Below are 19312 nucleotides of genomic sequence, written 5' to 3'. Positions count from 1 at the left end.
TAAGCGGACCAGGGTCAGTCCGTCACCGGACGCGGACGAAGGCGGCGGCCTCCAGCGCAGGGCCGGCGGCGCCATCCACCACCAGGTCGGCCCGTTCGGCGGTACGGTCCGCGGCGAAGTGCGCCCGCTCACCGCGACGCCAGACCGTGAGTCGAGGTGCCAGCGCGGCGCCGTCCCGGGCCAGGGTACGGTCCCGGCACAGCCGCGCCGGTGCGGTCACGAAGACGGCGAGGCTGAGTTCGGCGGCGATCACCGCACGGGCGCTGGAGACTCCTTCGACGATCACCACCGGGGCGGGCGGCACCACCGTCCAGTCCGGCCCGAAGCGGCCACGGGTCCAGTCGTAGCGGCGGTACCGTGCCGGGCGGCCGGCCCGCAGCGGGGCGAGTATCCACTCCTCCAGCCGGGGCCAGAAGGTGAACTGGTCCGCCCAGCCGTCGAGCAGGTCGTCGGTGTGCACCACCGGCGTCTTCGGTCCGTCGGCCGGCGTCTTCGGCCCGTCGACCGGCGTCTTCGGCCCGTCAGCCGGCGGGTTCCGTCCGTCGGGCGGCGGGTTCCGTCCATCGGGCGGCGGGTTCCGTCCGTCGGCCGGATTGGTGGAGGGTCCGTCGGCGGATCGGAGGGTGTCGTCGAGTGCCGGAGCGGCGTCGAGCGCGGCCGCCAGCCGGCTGGCGAAGACCGTCTTGCCGGCTCCGCTCGGCCCGTCGACGGCGACCAGCCGGGTCGGTCCCAGCCGGGCCGGCCGGCGCAGGATCCGCGCCGCCAACTCGGCGTACGCCTCGACCACGGGTGACATCCGGCCGACCCTACTCCGGGCTGACCTGGGCCGGGAGACACTGATCCGGTGTCGGATCAGGATCGGGGGGTGGCCGCACTGCTGGCTCGCTCCCGTGTCGGGGTACGCCGGTTGACGCCGCTGGAGACGCTCGCGGCCGGACGGCGCGGGGCGCTGCTGGTGGACACCCGTACCGATCAGCAGCGGGCGGAGCAGGGCGAACTGCCGGGCGCACTGGTGATCGACCGGACCGTACTGGAGTGGCGACTCGATCCGGCGAGCGGGTCGCGGATCCCGGAGGCGGTCGGTTACGACCTCGAAGTCGTGGTGGTCTGCCGGCAGGGTTACAGCTCCAGCCTGGCGGCGGCCAGCCTCCGCGGCGTCGGTTTGTGGCGGGCGACTGACCTGATCGGCGGCTTCGAGGCGTGGCGGCGGGCCGGACTCCCCCGTGCCGACGGCCCGGCCGACGTGCGGAGGTGATCCCTGCCCTCGACGCGACAGCCCTGAGCCTCCCACCACCGTCGCCCGGCAGCCCCGGAGCCTCCCGTCTGTCTCTTATACCCCTCTGACCAAAACAAAACACCGCGACCCTCACAACACAGTTCCACTCCTCTCCCAAGCAACACTAAAGGGTTACGGCGGTTATGGCGGAGGGGAAACGCCCGGTTACATTCCGAACCCGGAAGCTAAGCCTTCCAGCGCTGATGGTACTGCACTCGGGAGGGTGTGGGAGAGTAAGACGCCGCCGGACATCTTCTACGAAGTGGCGCCACCCGCATGGGTGGCGCCACTCGTGTTTTACCTGACCTGTGTCGGCCCGGGACGGGTCTGACGACGCGCCCGCGCTCAGCGCACGCGGCGCTCAACCCGGTGCCCGCGCCTGACTCGCGCTCCGCCTGCCGATCAGTCTCGGCTCTGTACGGCGTTTCGGATCTCCCGTAGCAGCGTGGCGGACTCGTCCAGCGGACGACCGGCGAACATGCCCATCGCGATGCTGCCGTGGTCGGCCCAGCCGCAGAAGACCAGCTCGCCGTCCCGGATCGGGGCGGTACCGCACTTCATCACCCCGCCGAGCGGACCGGCGTCCACCTCCCGAACGCCCGAGACCTCGCTGTCCTCCTCCGAGGCCAGGTCGAAGAGGCGATCGAGGTCCCGTTCGGGCTGCCAGACCAGGGTCGTACCGCCGAAGAGCAGGACGCTGCGGTCCGGGCCCGCCGGGTCGGCGTAGACGGCACCGAAGCTCTCGGCGAAGTTGATTTCGGCGTTGACGGCGGTCCGGAGGTACTCGATGGTCGCCCGGGCGCCCTCGCTCTCGTCCCGGGTGAGCCCGGCGACCTCGACCGGCGTGGCGAGGGTGGCGTCCTTCTGCTGCATGATGCGCCAGCCCACGGTGCCGAAGACGGCGGCTCCGGCGACGGTGACCGCGAGTACCGAGCCGAGGACGATCTTCCGGCGGCGTGACGACGGCTTGCCGGCCGGGCCGGCGGCACCAGGCTCGCCGTCGGGTGCCGGAGTGACGTCGACCGCCTCGGCTTCCCGGCCGGTCCTCTGGTGCAGCACGATCGGTTCCGAGGTGATCTCGATGGCACCGGAATCGGTCGTGGCAGGCCGTTCGGAGCGGGGAGCATCGGACATAGCCGCCACCGTACGCGACGGGAGGTGGCGCACGACGGGCCCGGCGCCCAGGCTCGTAGACTTCGAGGGTGACCGAGACTCTGGATGCGAACCGCGCCGCGGCCCCGACCCTTTCCGCCCAGTACCAGCCGGGCGAGGTAGAAGGTCGGCGCTACGAGGAGTGGGTAGCGGCCGGGCGTTTCCGGGCCTCGGCCGAGAGCGACAAGCCCCCGTTCACCATCGTCATCCCGCCGCCGAACGTCACCGGCTCGCTGCACATGGGCCACGCCTTCGAGCACACCCTGATGGACGCGCTCACCCGGCGCCGCCGGATGCAGGGCTACGAGGCGCTCTGGCTGCCCGGCATGGACCACGCCGGCATCGCCACCCAGAACCTCGTCGAGCGCCAGCTCGCCAGCGAGGGGCTCTCCCGGCACGACCTCGGCCGAGAGAAGTTCGTCGAGCGGGTCTGGCAGTGGAAGGCCGAGTCGGGTGGCAAGATCCTCGGCCAGATGCGCCGGCTCGGCGACTCCGTCGACTGGGACCGCGAGCGCTTCACCATGGACGAGGGGCTGTCCCGGGCGGTACAGACGATCTTCAAGAAGCTCTACGACGACGGCCTGATCTACCGCGCGGAGCGCATCATCAACTGGTGCCCGCGCTGCCTTACCGCCCTGTCGGACATCGAGGTCGAGCACACCGACGACGACGGCGAACTCGTCTCGATCCGCTACAGCGACGACGTGGTGGTCGCCACCACCCGGGCCGAGACGATGCTCGGCGACACCGCCGTCGCCGTCCACCCGGAGGACGAGCGCTACAGGCACCTGATCGGGACCGAGGTCGAGTTGCCGCTGACCGGGCGACGGATCCCGATCGTCGGTGACGAGCACGTCGACCCGAGCTTCGGCACCGGCATGGTCAAGGTGACCCCGGCGCACGACCCGAACGACTTCGAGATCGGCCAGCGGCACGACCTGCCCTCGCTGACCGTGATGGACGAGCGCGGCGTCATCACCGCGCCCGGCCCGTTCGAGGGACTCGACCGGTTCGAGGCCCGGCCGGCGATCGTCGCCGCGCTGCGCGAGCAGGGCCGGATCGTCGCCGAGAAGCGGCCGTACACGCACGCGGTCGGGCACTGCTCGCGGTGCCGTACGACGGTGGAGCCTCGGCTGTCGTTGCAGTGGTTCGTCAACACCGGGCCGCTGGCCCGGGCCGCCGGCGACGCGGTGCGGGACGGCCGGGTCAAGATCGAGCCCGCCGACATGGCGAAGCGGTACTTCGGCTGGGTCGACAACATGCACGACTGGTGCATCTCCCGGCAGCTCTGGTGGGGGCACCGGATCCCGGTCTGGTACGGCCCGGACGGCGAGGTGCGCTGCGTCGGCCCGGACGAGGAGCCGCCGACCGGCGACGGCTGGACGCAGGACACGGACGTGCTGGACACCTGGTTCTCCAGCGCGCTCTGGCCGTTTTCCACCCTCGGCTGGCCGGAGTCCACGCCCGACCTGGCGAAGTTCTATCCGACCAGCGTGCTGGTGACCGGCTACGACATCCTCTTCTTCTGGGTCGCCCGGATGATGATGTTCGGCCTCTACGCGATGGACGGCCGGCAGCCGTTCGACGTGATCGCGCTGCACGGCATGGTGCGTGACCAGTACGGCAAGAAGATGTCGAAGTCCTTCGGCAACGTGGTCGACCCGCTGGACTGGATCGAGCGGTACGGCGCCGACGCCACCCGGTTCACCCTGGCCCGGGGCGCCAACCCCGGTCAGGACGTGCCGGTCAGCGACGAGTGGTGCCAGGGCTCCCGCAACTTCTGCAACAAGCTCTGGAACGCCACCCGGTTCGCCCTGATGAACGGCGCGCACGTGGCCGGCGAACTGCCCGAGCCGGCCCGGCTCTCGACCGTGGACCGGTGGATCCTCTCCCGGTTGCAGCAGGTCACCGCCGAGGTGGACGAGCAGTTCGAGGCGTACGAGTTCGCCAAGGTCTGCGACGTGCTCTACCACTTCGCCTGGGACGACGTCTGCGACTGGTACGTCGAGCTGGCCAAGCCGGTGCTGGCCGGCGGTGGCGAGCCGGCCGAGGTCACCCGCCGGGTACTCGGACACGTGCTCGACCAGTTGCTGCGGCTGCTGCACCCGGTGGTGCCGTTCGTCACCGACGAGCTCTGGACCGCGCTGGCCGGTACCGAGAACGCCGGTGCGGACCCGGCCGGGGCGTCGGTGATGACCGCCGCCTGGCCGGTGGCGGTGCCGACGCTGCGCGACGAGGCGGCGGAGCGCGAGGTGACCGAACTCCAACGGGTGGTCACCGAGATCCGCCGGTTCCGTTCGGACCAGGGGCTGCGGCCGGCGCAGCGGGTGGCGGCCCGGCTCGACGGGCTGGCCGGGGCCGGCATCGCCGCGCACGAGCCGCTGATCCGCTCGCTGGTCCGGCTGGACGAGGCGGGTTCGGACTTCGCCGCCAGCGCCACGCTCGCCGTCTCCGGCGCGGTGACGGTGGCACTGGACACCCGGGGTTCGATCGACGTCGCCGCCGAGCGGGCCCGGCTGACCAAGGACCGGGCCGCGGCGGAGAAGGAGATCAGCCAGGCCCGGGCGAAACTCGACAACCCGGCCTTCCTCGCCAAGGCGCCCGCGCCGGTGGTCGACAAGATCAGGGACAGGCTGGCGGCGGCCGAGGCGGACCTGGAGCGGATCGCCACCGCCCTCGCGGCACTCGGCTGACCGGCGACGGGGTGCGGATCGAGGGTTTGCGGGTGCGGGACGGCGGTGTGCGGTGGTCAGGGTACGGCGGTCGGGAGCGTGGCGGCGGTCGGGAGTGCGGCGGCGGTCGGAAGCGTGGCGGCGGTCGAGAGTGTGGTGGTCCGGCGGAACGGGCGGGGGGCGTACGGTGCGGGGACGAGGAACGCGGTGAGTGAGCGTACGGAGCGGGCGGCCGAGTTCGCCCGGGTCGAGGCGGAACTGGCCGATCGCGGCTACACCCGGATGGTCTTCGACCTCGGGCGGATCGAGGAACTGCTCGACGTGCTCGGCAGCCCGCAGCGGGCGTACCCGGCGATCCACCTGACCGGCACCAACGGCAAGACGTCGACGGCGCGGATGATCGACTCGCTGCTCCGGGCGTTCGGGCTGCACACCGGCCGGTACACCAGCCCGCACCTGGAGACCGTGCGGGAGCGGATCAGCCTGGACGGCGAGCCGATCAGCGAGGAACGGTTCGTCTCGGTCTACCGCGAGGTGGCGCCGCTGGCCCGGCTGGTCGACGAGCGCGCCGACGAGCCGCTGACGTACTTCGACATGACCACGGCGCTCGCCTTCGCCACCTTCGCCGACGCCCCGGTCGACGTGGCGGTGGTCGAGGTGGGGCTCGGTGGGGCGGAGGACTCCACCAACGTGCTGGGTGCCGGGATCGCCGTCATCACCCCGATCGGGCTCGACCACACCGAGTGGCTCGGCGACACCATCGAGGACATCGCGCTGCACAAGTCGGGAATCATCCACAAGGGCGCCACGGTGATCTCGGCGGTCCAGCCGGAGGAGGCCGCCGGGCCGATCCTGGAACGCTGCGCCGAGGTGGGCGCCACCATCGCCCGGGAGGGCGGCGAGTTCGGCGTACTGCGCCGGAGCATGGCGGTCGGCGGCCAGGTGTTGTCCTTGCAGGGCCTCGGCGGGGTCTACGACAACGTCTTCGTACCCCTGCACGGGGCGCACCAGGCACAGAACGCCGCGATCGCGCTCGCCGCCGTCGAGGCGTTCCTCGGCGCGGGCGCGTCCCGCCAGCTCGACGTCGAGACCGTCCGGCAGGGCTTCGCCACCGCCGACTCACCCGGCCGGCTGGAGCGGGTGCGGTCCGCCCCGACGATCCTGCTGGACGGGGCGCACAACCCGCACGGCATGGCCGCCACCGTCACCGCACTCCAGCAGGAGTTCGCGTTCAGCCGGCTGATCGCGCTGGTCGGCGTACTGGAGGACAAGGACGCCGCAAGCCTGCTCGAACTCCTCGAACCCGTGGTCGACGCGATCGTGGTGACCCGGAACAGCTCGCCCCGGGCGATGTCGGCGGCGGCACTCGGCGAACTGGCCGAGGAGGTCTTCGGACCGGACCGGGTCGAGGTGGCCGAGGAACTGCCGGACGCGATCGAGGCCGCCGTGGCGCTGGCCGAATCCGACGTGCAGGGCGAGCTGAGCGGGGTGGGTGTGCTGGTCACCGGCTCGGTGGTGACCGTGGCCGACGCGCGACGGCTGCTGAAGCGATGAGCGCGCCGGACGAGGCGGTCAACCCGGCCGACCGGGCCGTCGACGGCGGCGGTCGGACGGGTGCGGCGGGCCGCGTCGACGACGGCGGCTCGCCGGGTACCCCCGGTGGTCGGCCCTCCGGGCTGCGGGACCCGGGGCGGGCGGTACGCGGCCTCGGCGCCCTGACCCTGAGCGTCGAGACGCTGGTGCTGCTGCTCGCGATCCAACCGATCCGACTCCTCGGCGGCGACCTGGGCGGCGCTGCCATCGGGGTGGTCGTCGGGCTCGCGGTGTTGGCGGCCGTACTGGCGGGCTGTCTGCGCCGGCCGTGGGCCTGGCACGCCGCCACCGTCCTACAGGGGCTGCTGCTGCTCGCCGGCTTCCTGCACTGGTCACTCGGCGCGCTGGGGCTGATCTTCGCCGCCGTCTGGGCGTACGTGCTGCACGTCCGGCGGGTCATCCTCGGCTGACCCGGGCGGCGGCCGGCGCACCGCGTACGGCTCAGCCGGTGGCCCGGCTCCGCCACTGGGTGAGCGCGATTCCGTGCCCGTCCGGGTCCCGGAACGCGGCGGCCCAGAGTTCGAGTTTGGCGCCCCGGTTGACCGCCCGGGGGGCGTAGGTGAACTTCACGCCCTTGCCGAGGAGTTCCTCGTAGACGGCGGTCACGTCGTTCACCTCCAGGTTGAGGTGGACCAGCCGCCGGTTGATCGGCGCCACCTCACGGATCGCCCGCAGCACCAGCCGGGTCGCGCCGGAGGCGAGGATGGCGTTGCCCTCGCCACCGTCGATCTCGAAGAAGCCGAGCAGGTCCCGGTAGAACGCGATCGACCGTTCGAGGTCGGTGACCAGCAGGGTGATCCCGACCCCGGCGATCGGCCCGGACCCGCCGAGCCGAGCCGGCGGCTGGGTGGCGATCAGGTCCGCCAGGATCGCCTCGTCGTCCGGGTCGGCCACCTGGTCGCCGGACGACGACGCCGCGCCGGCTCGCGGGTCGAGATCCGGCTCCTGGTCCAGATCGCGGTCCCGGTCTTGGTCCAGATCGCGGTCCAGGTCGTGGTCCAGGTCGTGGTCCAGGTCGCGGTCCCGGTCCGCCGCGGAGGCGCGGCCGGGGACGGGGGCCGGGTCGGGGTCGTCGAGTGGGATGTCGATCTCGTCGTACGACTCGTCGTACGACTCGTCGTACGAGCTGTCGGCCGGGCCGGCCAAGCGGGGGCCGGAATCGTCCGCGGCGGCGCCCGAGCGGGCGGCGTCGGTCTTGGTGGGTTCCGGGGTCACCGGGGCCGGGTCGGGTGCTTCCCAATCCGGATCGGCCGGTGCCGCAGCCCTCCCCGGGCTGCCACCGGACCGGGCCCCCGGGATCGGGGGAGTCCCGGGCCGCCGCCCGGTGCCGTCGTCGGGTGTGTCACCGCCACCGGCCTCCGTCGGCGGGACGTCGGGCTCGGTCGGGTGCGGCGCCGGTGGCGCGTCGGGGACGGGTCCGGCAGCGGCCGGGGCCGGACCGGCGGCGGTCGGGGTCGGAGTCGGGCCGGGGCGGGGTCGGCGGGTCCGGCCGCCCGGGCCCGGGGTCGGCCGGGAACGGCGGGGCAGCGGCGCGGTGGAGGGCGGGTCGACCAGGGTCCCCTCCAGCACGATCGTTCCGCCGGGGGTCTGCCGCATCACCACCGGCTCCTCGCGGGGCGTTGCCCGGTCGTCCCGGAGCGGCTCCAGATCGTCCCGGAGCGGGGCGAGATCGTCCTCGGTCAGGGGGTCGCCGACCGGCGGGCCACCGGGCGGTGCGGCGGCGTACGGGTCGTCCCGTCCACCCCGGGCCCACGGCGGCGCCTCCTGCCCGATCAGGATGTCGTCGTCGACCGGGTCGAAGTCGTTGAACTCCGGCGGCAGGTCGCCGCCGGCCGCCGCCTCGGCGTGGGTCAACACCTCGTCCCAGAGGATCCGGACGTGCCGCTGGTCGTCGATCGCCACCATGATCGGGAGAGTGGCGCCGGGATCCGGCCACTTCGACACCGGTACCCGGGGATCGCGGATCCGCACCGACCGGCCCGGCACCCCGGGCGCGTCGATCACGATCTGGAGTTCGCAGCGGCCGAAGGTCGACGAGGCGGGCGGCTCGGTGACGCTGTGTACGTGTCCGATGCCGGTCACCCAGGCCCGGGGACCGCTGCGTACGGCGGTGACCGCGACGAGCGCGATGGCCAGGGCGAGCAGTGCCACCCCGAGTACGGCGATCGCCCAACTGCGCATCCCGAAGCCGAACAGGATGACGAAGGTGGCGAAGGTGCCCAGCACAGCGGCGACCAGCTTGCGCACCGGCGCGACCTGGCGGCGACGACCATCTGCCACAGTGGACCTCCCTGGTTAAGGCCAGGCTAGGCCGGATCTGGCGGGAATGGAACGACCCGAGGCCGGTACGCGACCCCCGTCGCCCGATCGGTCCGGTCGTACGCCGGCCCGAACGTGCCGACCGGCCGGTCCGGGTCGACTCCGGCGTCGGGGCCGCTGGGCGCCGACATACGCTGGCCCCTGCCCAGCTCTCCGGCCGTACCGAGGGGTCTTCCGTGGTCAGCAGCGGTTCCGCCGAGCGTACCCTCGTGTTGATCAAGCCCGACGCGGTACGGCGCCGGCTGGTCAGCGAGATCCTCGGCCGGTTCGAGCGCAAGGGCCTCGGCATCGACGCCATGGCGCTGCGCCGGATGGACGACCGGCTCGCCGACCTGCACTACGCCGAACACGTGGGCCAGCCGTACTATCCGGCGCTGCGGGAGTTCATCACCTCCGGGCCGCTGGTCGCGCTGGTGCTCTCCGGCTCCGGCGCGGTCGGGATGGTCCGTGGGCTGGTCGGCGCGACCGACGGGCGTCGGGCGGTCCCCGGCACGATCCGTGGCGACCTGGCCTGCTCGTCCCGGGAGAACCTGGTGCACGCGGCCGACTCGGTCGAGACCGCCCGCCGGGAGATCGCACTCTGGTTCCCCGAGTTGACCTGACCGGCCGGCGGCCCGGGCGCCCCGGCGACGGTCCGCCGCACCCCGCTGACGGTCAGCCCGCTGGCGAACCGCCCGCTGGTGATCAGCCTGCTGGCGGTCGGCCCGCTGGCGATCGGCGCGCTGGCGGTCGGCCTGGTCAGGACCCGGCCCGGTCGGGACCGGCCCGGTCAGGACGGGGGTGGCGGCGGGGTGGCGGGTGTGCCGGTCAGCGGCAGTGCCCTGAGCGCCGCCGTGGCGACCTCGATCGCGGTCCGCCGGGCCATCGCGGTGACCTCGGGGCCGGTGCTGCCCTGCCAGAGCCTGAGCACCCCGACGGTGAGCAGCAGCGGGCCGTGTGCGAGGAGCAGGCGCGCCTCGCCGGGTACGAAGCCGAAGCCCTGCTCGGGGTGCGGGCCGAGGGCCGTACCGGTGGTCAGCCGGGCCCGGCTGGCGCCGACCCGGATCACGTCGGTGGCCCGGCGGGCGTCGGTGGTGGTGTAGCTCAGGGTGAACCCAGGGGTGCACCGGGCCGAGTGGGCCCGGTCGGCGACCCGCTCCGCCGCTGCCGCGCTGGCGAACCCGGTCACCGTGACCTCCATGATCGTGGTCGCCCGCTCGACCGAGGTGAACGAGGCGATCGGGTTGACCTCGACCAGCCCGGCGAAGATCGGCAGTGGCGGCGTGAACGACTCCCCGGGGCGGGCCTCGGCGGTGAACAACCGGCACGGGGTGATCTGCACCGAGGCGAGTTCGTCCTCGGCGAGAAGCGACGGCGGCGGCACGGTGCCCCGGGACCGGACCGTGGTCGCCAGGGCGGCGAGCACCGCCTCGGGCTGGTAGGGCGGCCCCGGCGCCACGCTGGGCGGCGCCGTCGAGGCCGGCGGTGGAGTCGGTGGCACCGGGCGGCTGGGCTGGGCCGTACCGGGCTGCGGGGTACAGGCGACGAGGGCGAGCAGCGCCGTCCCGACCGCCAGCGCTGGTGCCGTACGCATCCGTCCCCCGATCCGTGCCGTCCGGGCAGCGTAACCGCCGTGCTCGGGGCGGCGCTGCCCGGACGGCGGGGGGACGGGGTGTCGCCGGCAGGCGCCCGGCCGGGGATATCGGGTGGGAGCCGCAGCGACGGTCGAGTATCGTTGACGGGCACAGGCGTCGACCCGGCCATCACCGGCGAGCCTCCGGAAGAACAGGTGGAAACACCCCAGTAGAACCGGACGGGACCGGCCCGTCACAGCCGGCCAACGAGCGGGTGGTCGATTCCCGACCGCCAAGCGGGGTGGTACCGCGGGCCCACGGCCGCGCCGGCTTCCGGCGTACCAGGGCTCGTCCTCGCAGACCACGGTCAGTGAGCTGCGACGAGGAGAACGACCCGCGATGGCGTACCCGAAGAACGCCCCCGCCGGCACGGGCGTGCCGGCCAGTCCGGAGCTGCCGGCGGTCGAGCAGCGCGTGCTCGACCACTGGGTGGCCGACAAGACCTTCGAGGCCAGCGTCGAGGGCCGCGACCCCGGCCCGAACGGCGCCAACGAATACGTCTTCTACGACGGCCCGCCGTTCGCCAACGGCCTGCCGCACTACGGCCACCTGCTGACCGGCTACGTCAAGGACCTGGTGCCGAGATACCAGACGATGCGCGGCCGGCGGGTGGAGCGGCGCTTCGGCTGGGACTGCCACGGCCTGCCGGCCGAGGTGGAGGCGGAGAAGCAGCTCGGCATCACCACCAAGGCGGAGATCCTCGACCTCGGTGTCGGGCGGTTCAACGACGCCTGCCGGACGTCGGTGCTGGCCTACACCCGGGACTGGGAGCGGTACGTCAACCGGCAGGCCCGGTGGGTCGACTTCGGCAACGACTACAAGACGCTCGACCTCAGCTACATGGAGAGCGTCATGTGGGCGTTCCGCCAGCTCCACGACAAGGGGCTGGTCTACGAGGGGTTCAGCGTGCTGGCGTACTGCTGGCGCTGCGAGACCCCGCTGTCGAACACCGAGACCCGGATGGACGACGTCTACCGGGACCGGCACGACCCGACCCTGACCGTCTGGTTCGAGCTGACCCCGGACGAGTCCGCCCCGGAGCCGCTGCGCGGGCCGGTCCGGGTCGGGGTCTGGACCACCACGCCGTGGACGCTGCCGTCGAACCTGGCGCTCGCGGTCGGCCCGGACATCGAGTACGCGGTGCTGGAGCGGGACGGCCAGCGCTACGTCGTCGGCGCCGCCCGGCTCGGGGCGTACGCGAAGGAGCTGGACGGTTACACCCAGGTCGGCACGGTGTACGGCCGGGACCTGGTCGGCCGCCGCTACACCCCGCTCTACGACTTCCTGGTCGAGCGGGGCGGGCCGAACGCCTACCAGGTGCTCGGCGCGGAGTTCGTCACCACCGAGGACGGCACCGGGGTGGTGCACCTGGCCCCGGCCTTCGGCGAGGACGACCAGAAGGCGTGCAACGCGGCCGGCATCCCGACCGTGGTGACCGTGGACGACCACACCCGGTTCACCGCGCTGGTCCCGCCGTACCAGGGCGAGCAGGTCTTCGACGTCAACAAGTCGGTGATCCGGGAGCTGAAGGAGCGCGGGGTGGTGCTCCGGCAGGACACCTACACCCACGCGTACCCGCACTGCTGGCGCTGCGACACCCCGCTGGTCTACAAGGCGGTCTCCTCCTGGTTCGTGGCCGTCACCAAGGTCAAGGACCGGATGCTGGAGCTGAACCAGCAGATCAGCTGGACTCCGGGGCACGTCCGGGACGGCTCGTTCGGCAAGTGGCTGGCGAACGCCCGGGACTGGTCGATCAGCCGGAACCGGTTCTGGGGCTCGCCGATCCCGGTCTGGAAGTCGGACGACCCGCAGTATCCACGGGTCGACGTCTACGGCTCGCTCGCCGAGCTGGAGGCCGACTTCGGGGTCAAGGTCACCGACCTGCACCGGCCCGGCATCGACGAGCTGACCCGGCCCAACCCGGACGACCCGACCGGGCGCTCCACCATGCGCCGGGTGCCGGAGGTGCTGGACTGCTGGTTCGAGTCCGGTTCGATGCCGTTCGCCCAGGTGCACTACCCGTTCGAGAACCGCGAGTGGTTCGAGCACCACTACCCCGGGGACTTCATCGTCGAGTACGTCCCGCAGGTGCGCGGCTGGTTCTACACCATGCACGTGCTGGCGACCGCGCTCTTCGACCGGCCGGCGTTCCGCAACGCCGTGGTGCACGGCATCGTGCTCGGCTCGGACGGGCGCAAGATGTCCAAGAGCCTGCGCAACTATCCGGACGTCTACGAGATGTTCGACAGCTACGGCTCGGACGCGATGCGCTGGACGCTGATGTCCTCGCCGGTGCTGCGCGGCGGCGACGTGGTGGTCAGCGAGACGACGATCCGGGACTCGGTACGCCAGGTGCTGCTGCCGTACTGGAACGTCTGGTACTTCTTCTCGCTCTACGCCAACGCGGAGGGTTACCAGGCCGTCCGGCGTACCGACTCGACGCACCTGCTCGACCGGTACGTGCTGGCCAAGACCCGGGAGCTGGTCGAGGCGGTGCAGGGGCAGCTCGACGTCTACGACATCTCCGGCGCCTGCGGTACGGTCCGCTCCTTCCTCGACGCGCTGACCAACTGGTACGTCCGGCGGTCCCGGGACCGGTTCTGGTCCGGTGACCGGGACGCCTTCGACACCCTCTACACGGTGCTGGAGACGGTCAGCCGGGTGCTGGCCCCGCTGGCCCCGCTGACCGCCGAGGAGGTCTGGCGCGGGCTCACCGGCGAGCGGTCGGTGCACCTGACCGACTGGCCGGAGGCCGCCGAGTTCCCGGCCGACCACGAGCTGGTCGCCGCGATGGACGCCACCCGGGCGGTCGCCTCGGCGGCGCTCTCGCTGCGCAAGGCAAAGGGGCTGCGGGTCCGGCTGCCGCTGTCGTCGCTGACCGTGGCCAGCCCGGCCGCCGCCACCCTGCGGCCCTTCGCCGACCTGGTCGCCGACGAGGTGAACGTCAAGGCGGTCACCTTCAGCGACGAGCTGGCCAGCTACTGCCAGCAGGTGCTCACGGTGGTGCCCCGGGCGCTCGGCCCCCGGGTCGGCAAGCAGGTGCAGACCGTGATCAAGGCGGTCAAGGCCGGCGACTGGACGCTGGTGGACGGGGTACCGGAGGCGGCCGGGGTCCGGCTGGAGCCGGGCGAGTACGAGCTGAAGCTGGTCCCCGCCGACGCCGAGCACTCCGCGCCGCTGCCCGGCGGGGAGGGCGTGGTGGTGCTGGACACCGCCGTCACCCCGGAACTCGCCGCCGAGGGCCTGGCCCGGGACGTCGTACGGGTGGTGCAGCAGGCCCGCCGCGACGCCGGGCTGGACGTGTCGGACCGGATCGAGGTGCTGCTCGCCGCTCCGGCGGAGGTCGTCTCGGCGGTCGAGGCGTACCGGGACTTCGTGGCCCGGGAGGTGCTGGCCGACTCGATCGGCTTCGCCGACCAGACCGACTCCGTCGGCTTCGCCGACCCGGTCGACGGCTTCGCCGGTGAGGTCGGCGAGGGCGACCGGGTGACGGTGGCGGTACGCCGCCGCTGAGCGGTCCGTCGCGCTGAGCGTTGCCGGGTGCGGTCCGACCGGTCCGGGTGGGTGATCGAGACGGTCACCTACGCGGACCGGTCGGCCGTCGGTTAACGTGACAGCGCCCCACTACCTCGACCGCCGGAGGTCCCGTGCCGCTGCTCTACACCATCGGCCAGTACACCGTCGGCACCGCGATGCGGGTTGCCTGGCGTCCGACCGTGGAGGGCCTGGAGAACGTCCCCGCGACCGGCGGCGCGATCTTCGCGGGCAACCACCTCTCGGTCGCCGACGAGCTGTTCCTCGGCTCGGTGGTGCCCCGGCACCTCGCCTTCTGGGCCAAGGCCGAGTATTTCACCGGTACCGGGGTGCGCGGCTGGATCACCCGGTCGGTGATCAGCGGGCTCGGTGCGATCCGGGTGGAACGGGCCGGCGGCCGAGCCGCACTCTCGGCGTTCGACGGGGCGATCCCGGTGCTCCGCGCCGGTGACCTGGTGGCGATCTACCCGGAGGGCACCCGGTCGCCGGACGGCCGGCTCTACCGGGGGCGTACCGGGGTGGCCCGGCTGGCCCTCGCCGCCGAGGTGCCGGTGATCCCGGTCGGGGTGATCGGCACCGAACGGGTCCAGCCGATCGGGGCCCGGTTGCCCCGGCTGGGCACCGGAAAGGTGACCATCCGGTTCGGCAAGCCGATGGAGTTCGTCGGCCGCCCGACGGACCGTACCTCGTTGCGGCAGATCACCGACGAGATCATGGCGGAGATCCAGAAGCTGACCGGGCAGGAGTACGTGCCCCGGTACGCGCCGGCCCGCAACGCGGCGGAGAACGGCGGCTCGTAGACCCCCGTCCGTCCGCCGCCGCTGGGCGTCGGCCGGCTCAGCCCGTGCTGGGGCTGCCGCCGCCGGAGCCGACCGGGTCCCGCACGATGATGTTCTCCCGCAGCGTGGTCAGCAGCTCGGAGCTGTCCGCTATCGACAGTCGGGTGAATAGGGCGGTGGCCAGGCTGCCGTGGTCCCCCCAGGTGCAGACCACCACCTCGTCACCGTCGGCCCGGCCCGTGCCGCAGCTGCGGTACTCGCCGCGTACGCCGGTCGGCACCGACTCGACCGAGGCGACCCCGTACTCGTCCTGGAGCCGGGTGACCTCCTCCTGCACCGCCGACTCCGGGCTGAGCCGGAAACCGGTACTGCCGAAGATGACCACCCGCTTGCCGTTCGAGGCCCGGTAGACCCCGGCGAACGCCTCGCCGCCGTTGAACCAGTTCCGCCCCTGGACCTCCTGCTTCAACTGCTCGGCGGTCTGCCGGCCGGACGCGTTGTCCAGCAGCCGCAGGTCGAGTACCTCACTGGGCAGGGGATCCTTCGGCGACGCCGGGTACTGGTCCCAGACCGGCTTGGCGTAGTACGCCGGGATGCCGCAGCAGCAGGCGATGCTGAGCAGGGTCAGCGTGAACATCACCCGGGGCCAGCGGCGTCGTCGGCGTACCGGCGGAACGGGTGCGGGCGGCGCCTTGCGGAGCGGTGGTGCCTCCGGCCGGCGCCGTTGCTTCGCCGGCCGGGGCGGGGCGACCGGCGGTGGCGGCGGCTGCTTCCGGGGCGCTGGCGCGGCCGGCGGTCGGGCGGCCCGAGCCGGCGGTGGCGGTGGCGGTGGCGGTGGCGCAGTCTGCGGCGGTGGCGGCGTGCGCGGTGCCGGTGCGGTGCGCGGTGCCGGTGCGGTGCGCGGTGGCGGTGGCGGCGGTGGGCCGGTCGGCGCGGGGAAACGCCGGGTCACCGGCAACTGCCGGGCCGGGGGTGGGCTGACCGGCGCGTCGTAGCCGACCGGTGGATGACTCGCCGCCGGCGGGTGGCCGGCGACCGGCGGGTACGGCGGGTGCGCCGCCCACGGGTCCTCGGCGGCACCGGCCCAGGGGTCGACCGGGGTGGGGATCTCGTCCTCGTCCGCCTCGACGGCCGGCATCCGCAGGGTCGGATCGGGTGGCCGGGTGCGCGCCGTCGGTGCCGCCGCCTCGTCGGGCTCCTCGGGGCCGCCCCGGAACCAGCGACGCTTGCGCGGCCGGGGCGGTGGTACGGCCGCCGAGCCGGTCCAGCGCGGCGCCGCGACCCGGGTAGGGGCCGCCTCGTCGTCCTCCGGTGACGCTGCCGGCGTACCGGCCCCGGCCGGCGGCTCGGGGCCGGCGGCGGTCGGGTCGGGATCGGCGGCGGTCCGGTCGGGGCCGGCGGCGGTCCGGTCGGAGCTGACGGCGGTCGGGTCGGGGCTGGCGGCGGTCCGGTCGGGGCTGGCAGCGGCCGTGGAGGCGGACGGTGGGGCACCGGCCGGGGATGGTGGCCCGTCGACCGTGGCGGGCGATTCTTCGGCCACGTCACGTTTGGTGGGGGTGGAGTGCGGTTCCTCGCTCGGGGGAGCTTCGGAGGCGGCCGGGGACGGTGGTCCTTCGGCCGGGGACCCTTCGTCGGGGCCGGGCGGCGGTGGCACCGCCCCGTCGGGCTCGGCGAGCGTGGAGGTGGCGGTGGAGGCCGCGGGGTCGGGCGACCGCGGCGTGGGCCGGGTCGGTTGGTCGAGCTCGGCGTCGACATCGGCGTCGGCGTCGACATCGGCCGACCCGTCGGCGGGTCCGTCCGGCCCGGCCGGGACGTCCACGGCCGTGTCGTCCGGCTCGCCGGTCCGGCCCTGCCGGTCAGCGGCGGCATATTCCTGCTGGTCGGCGGCGCCACGCTCCTGCCGGTCAGCGACTCGGCCGTCGTGCTCGTCGTCGGCCGGGGCATGCTCGTCGTCGGCCGGGGCGTGCTGGTCGCCGGACGCCACGGTCGACGGTCCGTCGGCCGGGGGCGGTCCGGCCGGCGTGGCTCGGCCCGCCGGTACGGTCTCCTCCGGCTGGGGCTGGGGCATTGTGCGGATCTCCTCTCGCGCCCGTCCGAGGTTAGTACCGCCCGACCAATCGGTCGTTCCACGCCGGATCGTACGAGCGTCTCGGACGGCGGGGAAATCCCGGCGAGCGGGCGTGCGTGGCACGTTCCGGTGGAAACACCGCATCGGGAGGGGCCCGGGGACTACCGCGCCGAGGTGCGGGGGTGGCGCGTACCCTGGATGGTTGGTGTTCCAACGGAGTGTCCCGGGAGGTTCCATGAGCGCCGCGTCGTCCGCCGCGGAAAGGTCAGCGGCGATGACGGTCTGGCCGCAGCTCGAGCAACTGCTGCCCCAGGTCAGCAAGCCGATCCAGTACGTCGGCGGCGAACTGGGCGCGGTGGTGAAGGAGTGGGAGTCGGCGGTCGTCCGTTGGGCGCTGATGTATCCGGACGCGTACGAGGTGGGCCTGCCGAACCAGGGCGTGCAGATCCTCTACGAGGTGCTCAACGAGCTGCCGGACGTACTGGCCGAGCGGACGTACGCGGTCTGGCCCGACCTGGAGCGGCTGATGCGCGCCGAGGGCGTGCCGCAGTTCACCGTCGAGGCGCACCGGCCGGTCGGCGCCTTCGACCTCTTCGGGATCTCGTTCGCCACCGAGCTGGGCTACACCAACCTGCTCACCGCGATCGACCTGGCCGGCATCCCACTGCTCTCCGCCGACCGCACCGACGCGCACCCGGTGGTCGTGGCCGGCGGGCACGCCGCGTTCAACCCGGAACCGATCGCGGACTTCATCGACGCGGCGGTGCTCGGCGACGGCGAGGAAGCCGTACTGGAGATCACCGAGATCGTCCGGGCCTGGAAGGAGGAGGGCAGCCCCGGCGGGCGGGACGAGCTGCTGCTCCGGCTGGCCCGGACCGAGAGCGTCTACGTGCCGCGCTTCTACGACGTCGACTACCTGCCCGACGGCCGGATCCAGCGGGTCGTGCCGAACCGGGCGGACGTGCCGTTCCGGGTGCACAAGCGCACGACGATGGACCTGGACGCCTGGCCGTACCCGAAGAAGCCGATCGTGCCGCTCGCCGAGACCGTGCACGAGCGGTACGCGGTGGAGATCTTCCGGGGTTGCACCCGGGGTTGCCGGTTCTGCCAGGCGGGCATGATCACCCGGCCGGTACGCGAACGTTCGATCACCACCGTCGGGCAGATGGTGCGGGACGGCCTGGAATACTCCGGCTTCCACGAGGTGGGGCTGCTGTCGCTGTCATCGGCCGACCACTCGGAGATCGGCGACATGTGCTCCGGCCTCGCCCAGCAGTACGAGGGCACGAACGTCTCGCTCTCGCTGCCGTCGACCCGGGTCGACGCGTTCAACATCGAGCTGGCCCAGGAGCTGTCCCGCAACGGCCGGCGTACCGGGCTGACCTTCGCCCCGGAGGGCGGCTCGGAGCGGATCCGCAAGGTGATCAACAAGATGGTGTCGGAGGAGGACCTGATCCGCACCGTGGTCACCGCCTACACCAACGGGTGGCGGCAGGTGAAGCTCTACTTCATGTGCGGGTTGCCGACCGAGGAGGACTCCGACGTCCTCCAGATCGCCCGGCTCGCACACGAGGTGATCAAGGCCGGCCGGGCCGCCACCGGCTCCAAGGACATCCGCTGCACCGTGTCGATCGGCGGCTTCGTGCCCAAGCCGCACACCCCGTTCCAGTGGGCGCCGATGGAGCGCCCCGAGGTGATCGACAACCGGCTCAGGCTGCTCAAGCAGGCGATCAACTCCGACCGGTCGCTCGGCCGGGCGATCGGTTACCGCTACCACGACGGCGAGCCGTCGCTGATCGAGGGGCTGCTCAGCCGGGGTGACCGCCGGGTCGGCGCGGTGATCAGGCGGGTCTGGGAGAACGGCGGCCGGTTCGACGGCTGGAGCGAGCACTTCTCCTACCGGCGCTGGGTCGACGCCGCCGCCGAGGTGCTGCCGACCTTCGGGGTCGACCTCGACTGGTACACCGTCCGGGAGCGGGAGCAGACCGAGGTGCTGCCCTGGGACCACCTCGACTCCGGCCTGGACAAGGACTGGCTCTGGCAGGACTGGCAGGACGCCCTCACCGAGTACGAGCAGGACGACTGCCGGTGGACGCCGTGCTTCGACTGCGGCGTCTGCCCCTCCATGGACACCGAGATCCAGATCGGTCCGACCGGCAAGAAGCTGCTGCCGCTGACGCCGGTCAACACCGGCCTGCGGCTGCCGGCCGGCACCGGACACTGACCTGGACCGTTCCCGCCGGAGCAGTCGACTCCGCAGGGGAACGGGCGCACCCCGACCATCCGCACCCGAGGAGCGGCACGAT

At 72.9% G+C, this 19312-nt stretch carries 13 protein-coding genes and 1 rRNA gene; 9 read left to right on the top strand and 5 right to left on the bottom strand.

Annotated features, from left to right (window positions below):
• Positions 1 to 22 precede the first annotated feature (22 nt).
• Positions 23 to 796 (bottom strand): uridine kinase, encoded by a 774-nt coding sequence (locus tag C6W10_RS35340; RefSeq protein ID WP_107263325.1) that lies wholly within the window; start codon positions 794 to 796, stop codon positions 23 to 25.
• Positions 797 to 844: 48 nt separating this feature from the next.
• Here C6W10_RS35340 and C6W10_RS35335 point away from each other — a divergent pair, with 48 nt between their 5' ends.
• Together C6W10_RS35335 and rrf are read left to right on the top strand one after the other, a co-directional pair.
• Positions 845 to 1255 carry a rhodanese-like domain-containing protein gene (locus C6W10_RS35335; protein ID WP_107263324.1) on the top strand — a complete coding sequence of 137 codons (411 nt, stop codon included), beginning with the start codon at positions 845 to 847 and terminating at the stop codon, positions 1253 to 1255.
• Positions 1256 to 1409: 154 nt separating this feature from the next.
• Positions 1410 to 1526 (top strand): 5S ribosomal RNA (rrf, locus tag C6W10_RS35330).
• 152 nt (positions 1527 to 1678) lie between these two features.
• Here rrf and C6W10_RS35325 read toward each other — a convergent pair.
• On the bottom strand, positions 1679 to 2410 hold the full coding sequence (locus C6W10_RS35325; RefSeq protein WP_107263323.1) for a hypothetical protein: 732 nt from the start codon (positions 2408 to 2410) through the stop codon (positions 1679 to 1681).
• 68 nt (positions 2411 to 2478) lie between these two features.
• On the opposite strand from C6W10_RS35325, the gene C6W10_RS35320 reads away from it, so the two are divergent.
• From C6W10_RS35320 to C6W10_RS35310, 3 genes are all read left to right on the top strand, one after another.
• Complete coding sequence (locus C6W10_RS35320; protein WP_107263322.1) at positions 2479 to 5121, top strand: valine--tRNA ligase; 2643 nt, start codon at positions 2479 to 2481, stop codon at positions 5119 to 5121.
• 261 nt (positions 5122 to 5382) lie between these two features.
• Positions 5383 to 6654: a folylpolyglutamate synthase/dihydrofolate synthase family protein gene (locus C6W10_RS35315; protein WP_369938732.1), complete on the top strand. Its 1272-nt coding sequence runs from the start codon at positions 5383 to 5385 to the stop codon at positions 6652 to 6654.
• Positions 6651 to 7103, top strand: coding sequence for a DUF4233 domain-containing protein (locus C6W10_RS35310; protein ID WP_107263321.1), 453 nt, complete (start codon positions 6651 to 6653; stop codon positions 7101 to 7103). Before C6W10_RS35315 ends, C6W10_RS35310 begins: the two co-directional genes overlap by 4 nt.
• Positions 7104 to 7134: 31 nt before the next feature.
• Here C6W10_RS35310 and C6W10_RS39855 read toward each other — a convergent pair whose 3' ends face one another.
• The gene (locus C6W10_RS39855; RefSeq protein WP_369937498.1) at positions 7135 to 8973 is read right to left on the bottom strand and encodes a VOC family protein; all 1839 of its coding nucleotides are present in this window, start codon (positions 8971 to 8973) and stop codon (positions 7135 to 7137) included.
• A 215-nt stretch (positions 8974 to 9188) separates the two neighbouring features.
• Between C6W10_RS39855 and ndk the strand changes: the two genes are divergently transcribed.
• A complete protein-coding gene (gene ndk / locus C6W10_RS35300; protein WP_107263320.1) occupies positions 9189 to 9614 on the top strand; it encodes a nucleoside-diphosphate kinase in 426 nt (141 codons plus the stop codon).
• A gap of 167 nt (positions 9615 to 9781) precedes the next feature.
• Here ndk and C6W10_RS35295 read toward each other — a convergent pair whose 3' ends face one another.
• Positions 9782 to 10585: a hypothetical protein gene (locus C6W10_RS35295; protein WP_107263319.1), complete on the bottom strand. Its 804-nt coding sequence runs from the start codon at positions 10583 to 10585 to the stop codon at positions 9782 to 9784.
• A gap of 379 nt (positions 10586 to 10964) precedes the next feature.
• Here C6W10_RS35295 and ileS point away from each other — a divergent pair, with 379 nt between their 5' ends.
• Together ileS and C6W10_RS35285 are read left to right on the top strand one after the other, a co-directional pair.
• The gene (ileS, locus tag C6W10_RS35290; RefSeq protein ID WP_107263318.1) at positions 10965 to 14138 is read left to right on the top strand and encodes an isoleucine--tRNA ligase; all 3174 of its coding nucleotides are present in this window, start codon (positions 10965 to 10967) and stop codon (positions 14136 to 14138) included.
• Between the two features lie 134 nt (positions 14139 to 14272).
• The gene (locus tag C6W10_RS35285) at positions 14273 to 14959 is read left to right on the top strand and encodes a 1-acyl-sn-glycerol-3-phosphate acyltransferase (RefSeq protein WP_107263317.1); all 687 of its coding nucleotides are present in this window, start codon (positions 14273 to 14275) and stop codon (positions 14957 to 14959) included.
• Positions 14960 to 14996: 37 nt separating this feature from the next.
• Here C6W10_RS35285 and C6W10_RS35280 read toward each other — a convergent pair whose 3' ends face one another.
• The gene (locus C6W10_RS35280) at positions 14997 to 17006 is read right to left on the bottom strand and encodes a hypothetical protein (protein ID WP_107263316.1); all 2010 of its coding nucleotides are present in this window, start codon (positions 17004 to 17006) and stop codon (positions 14997 to 14999) included.
• Between the two features lie 235 nt (positions 17007 to 17241).
• Here C6W10_RS35280 and C6W10_RS35275 point away from each other — a divergent pair, with 235 nt between their 5' ends.
• A complete protein-coding gene (locus C6W10_RS35275) occupies positions 17242 to 19230 on the top strand; it encodes a TIGR03960 family B12-binding radical SAM protein (protein WP_107263315.1) in 1989 nt (662 codons plus the stop codon).
• The last annotated feature ends 82 nt before the right edge of the window (positions 19231 to 19312 follow it).

This window comes from Plantactinospora sp. BB1, from assembly GCF_003030385.1.
Lineage (GTDB): Bacteria > Actinomycetota > Actinomycetes > Mycobacteriales > Micromonosporaceae > Plantactinospora.
This window is presented reverse-complemented; position numbering and strand designations above follow the sequence as displayed.

Bases quoted from the DNA above. Each gene is read 5' to 3' on its own strand.
- C6W10_RS35325 (WP_107263323.1), bottom strand. From the start codon at position 2,410: ATGTCCGATGCTCCCCGCTCCGAACGGCCTGCCACGACCGATTCCGGT.
- C6W10_RS35315 (WP_369938732.1), top strand. From the start codon at position 5,383: ATGGTCTTCGACCTCGGGCGGATCGAGGAACTGCTCGACGTGCTCGGC.
- ileS (WP_107263318.1), top strand. From the start codon at position 10,965: ATGGCGTACCCGAAGAACGCCCCCGCCGGCACGGGCGTGCCGGCCAGT.
- C6W10_RS35275 (WP_107263315.1), top strand. From the start codon at position 17,242: ATGAGCGCCGCGTCGTCCGCCGCGGAAAGGTCAGCGGCGATGACGGTC.
- C6W10_RS35295 (WP_107263319.1), bottom strand. From the start codon at position 10,585: ATGCGTACGGCACCAGCGCTGGCGGTCGGGACGGCGCTGCTCGCCCTC.
- C6W10_RS35340 (WP_107263325.1), bottom strand. From the start codon at position 796: ATGTCACCCGTGGTCGAGGCGTACGCCGAGTTGGCGGCGCGGATCCTG.
- C6W10_RS35280 (WP_107263316.1), bottom strand. From the start codon at position 17,006: ATGCCCCAGCCCCAGCCGGAGGAGACCGTACCGGCGGGCCGAGCCACG.
- C6W10_RS35310 (WP_107263321.1), top strand. From the start codon at position 6,651: ATGAGCGCGCCGGACGAGGCGGTCAACCCGGCCGACCGGGCCGTCGAC.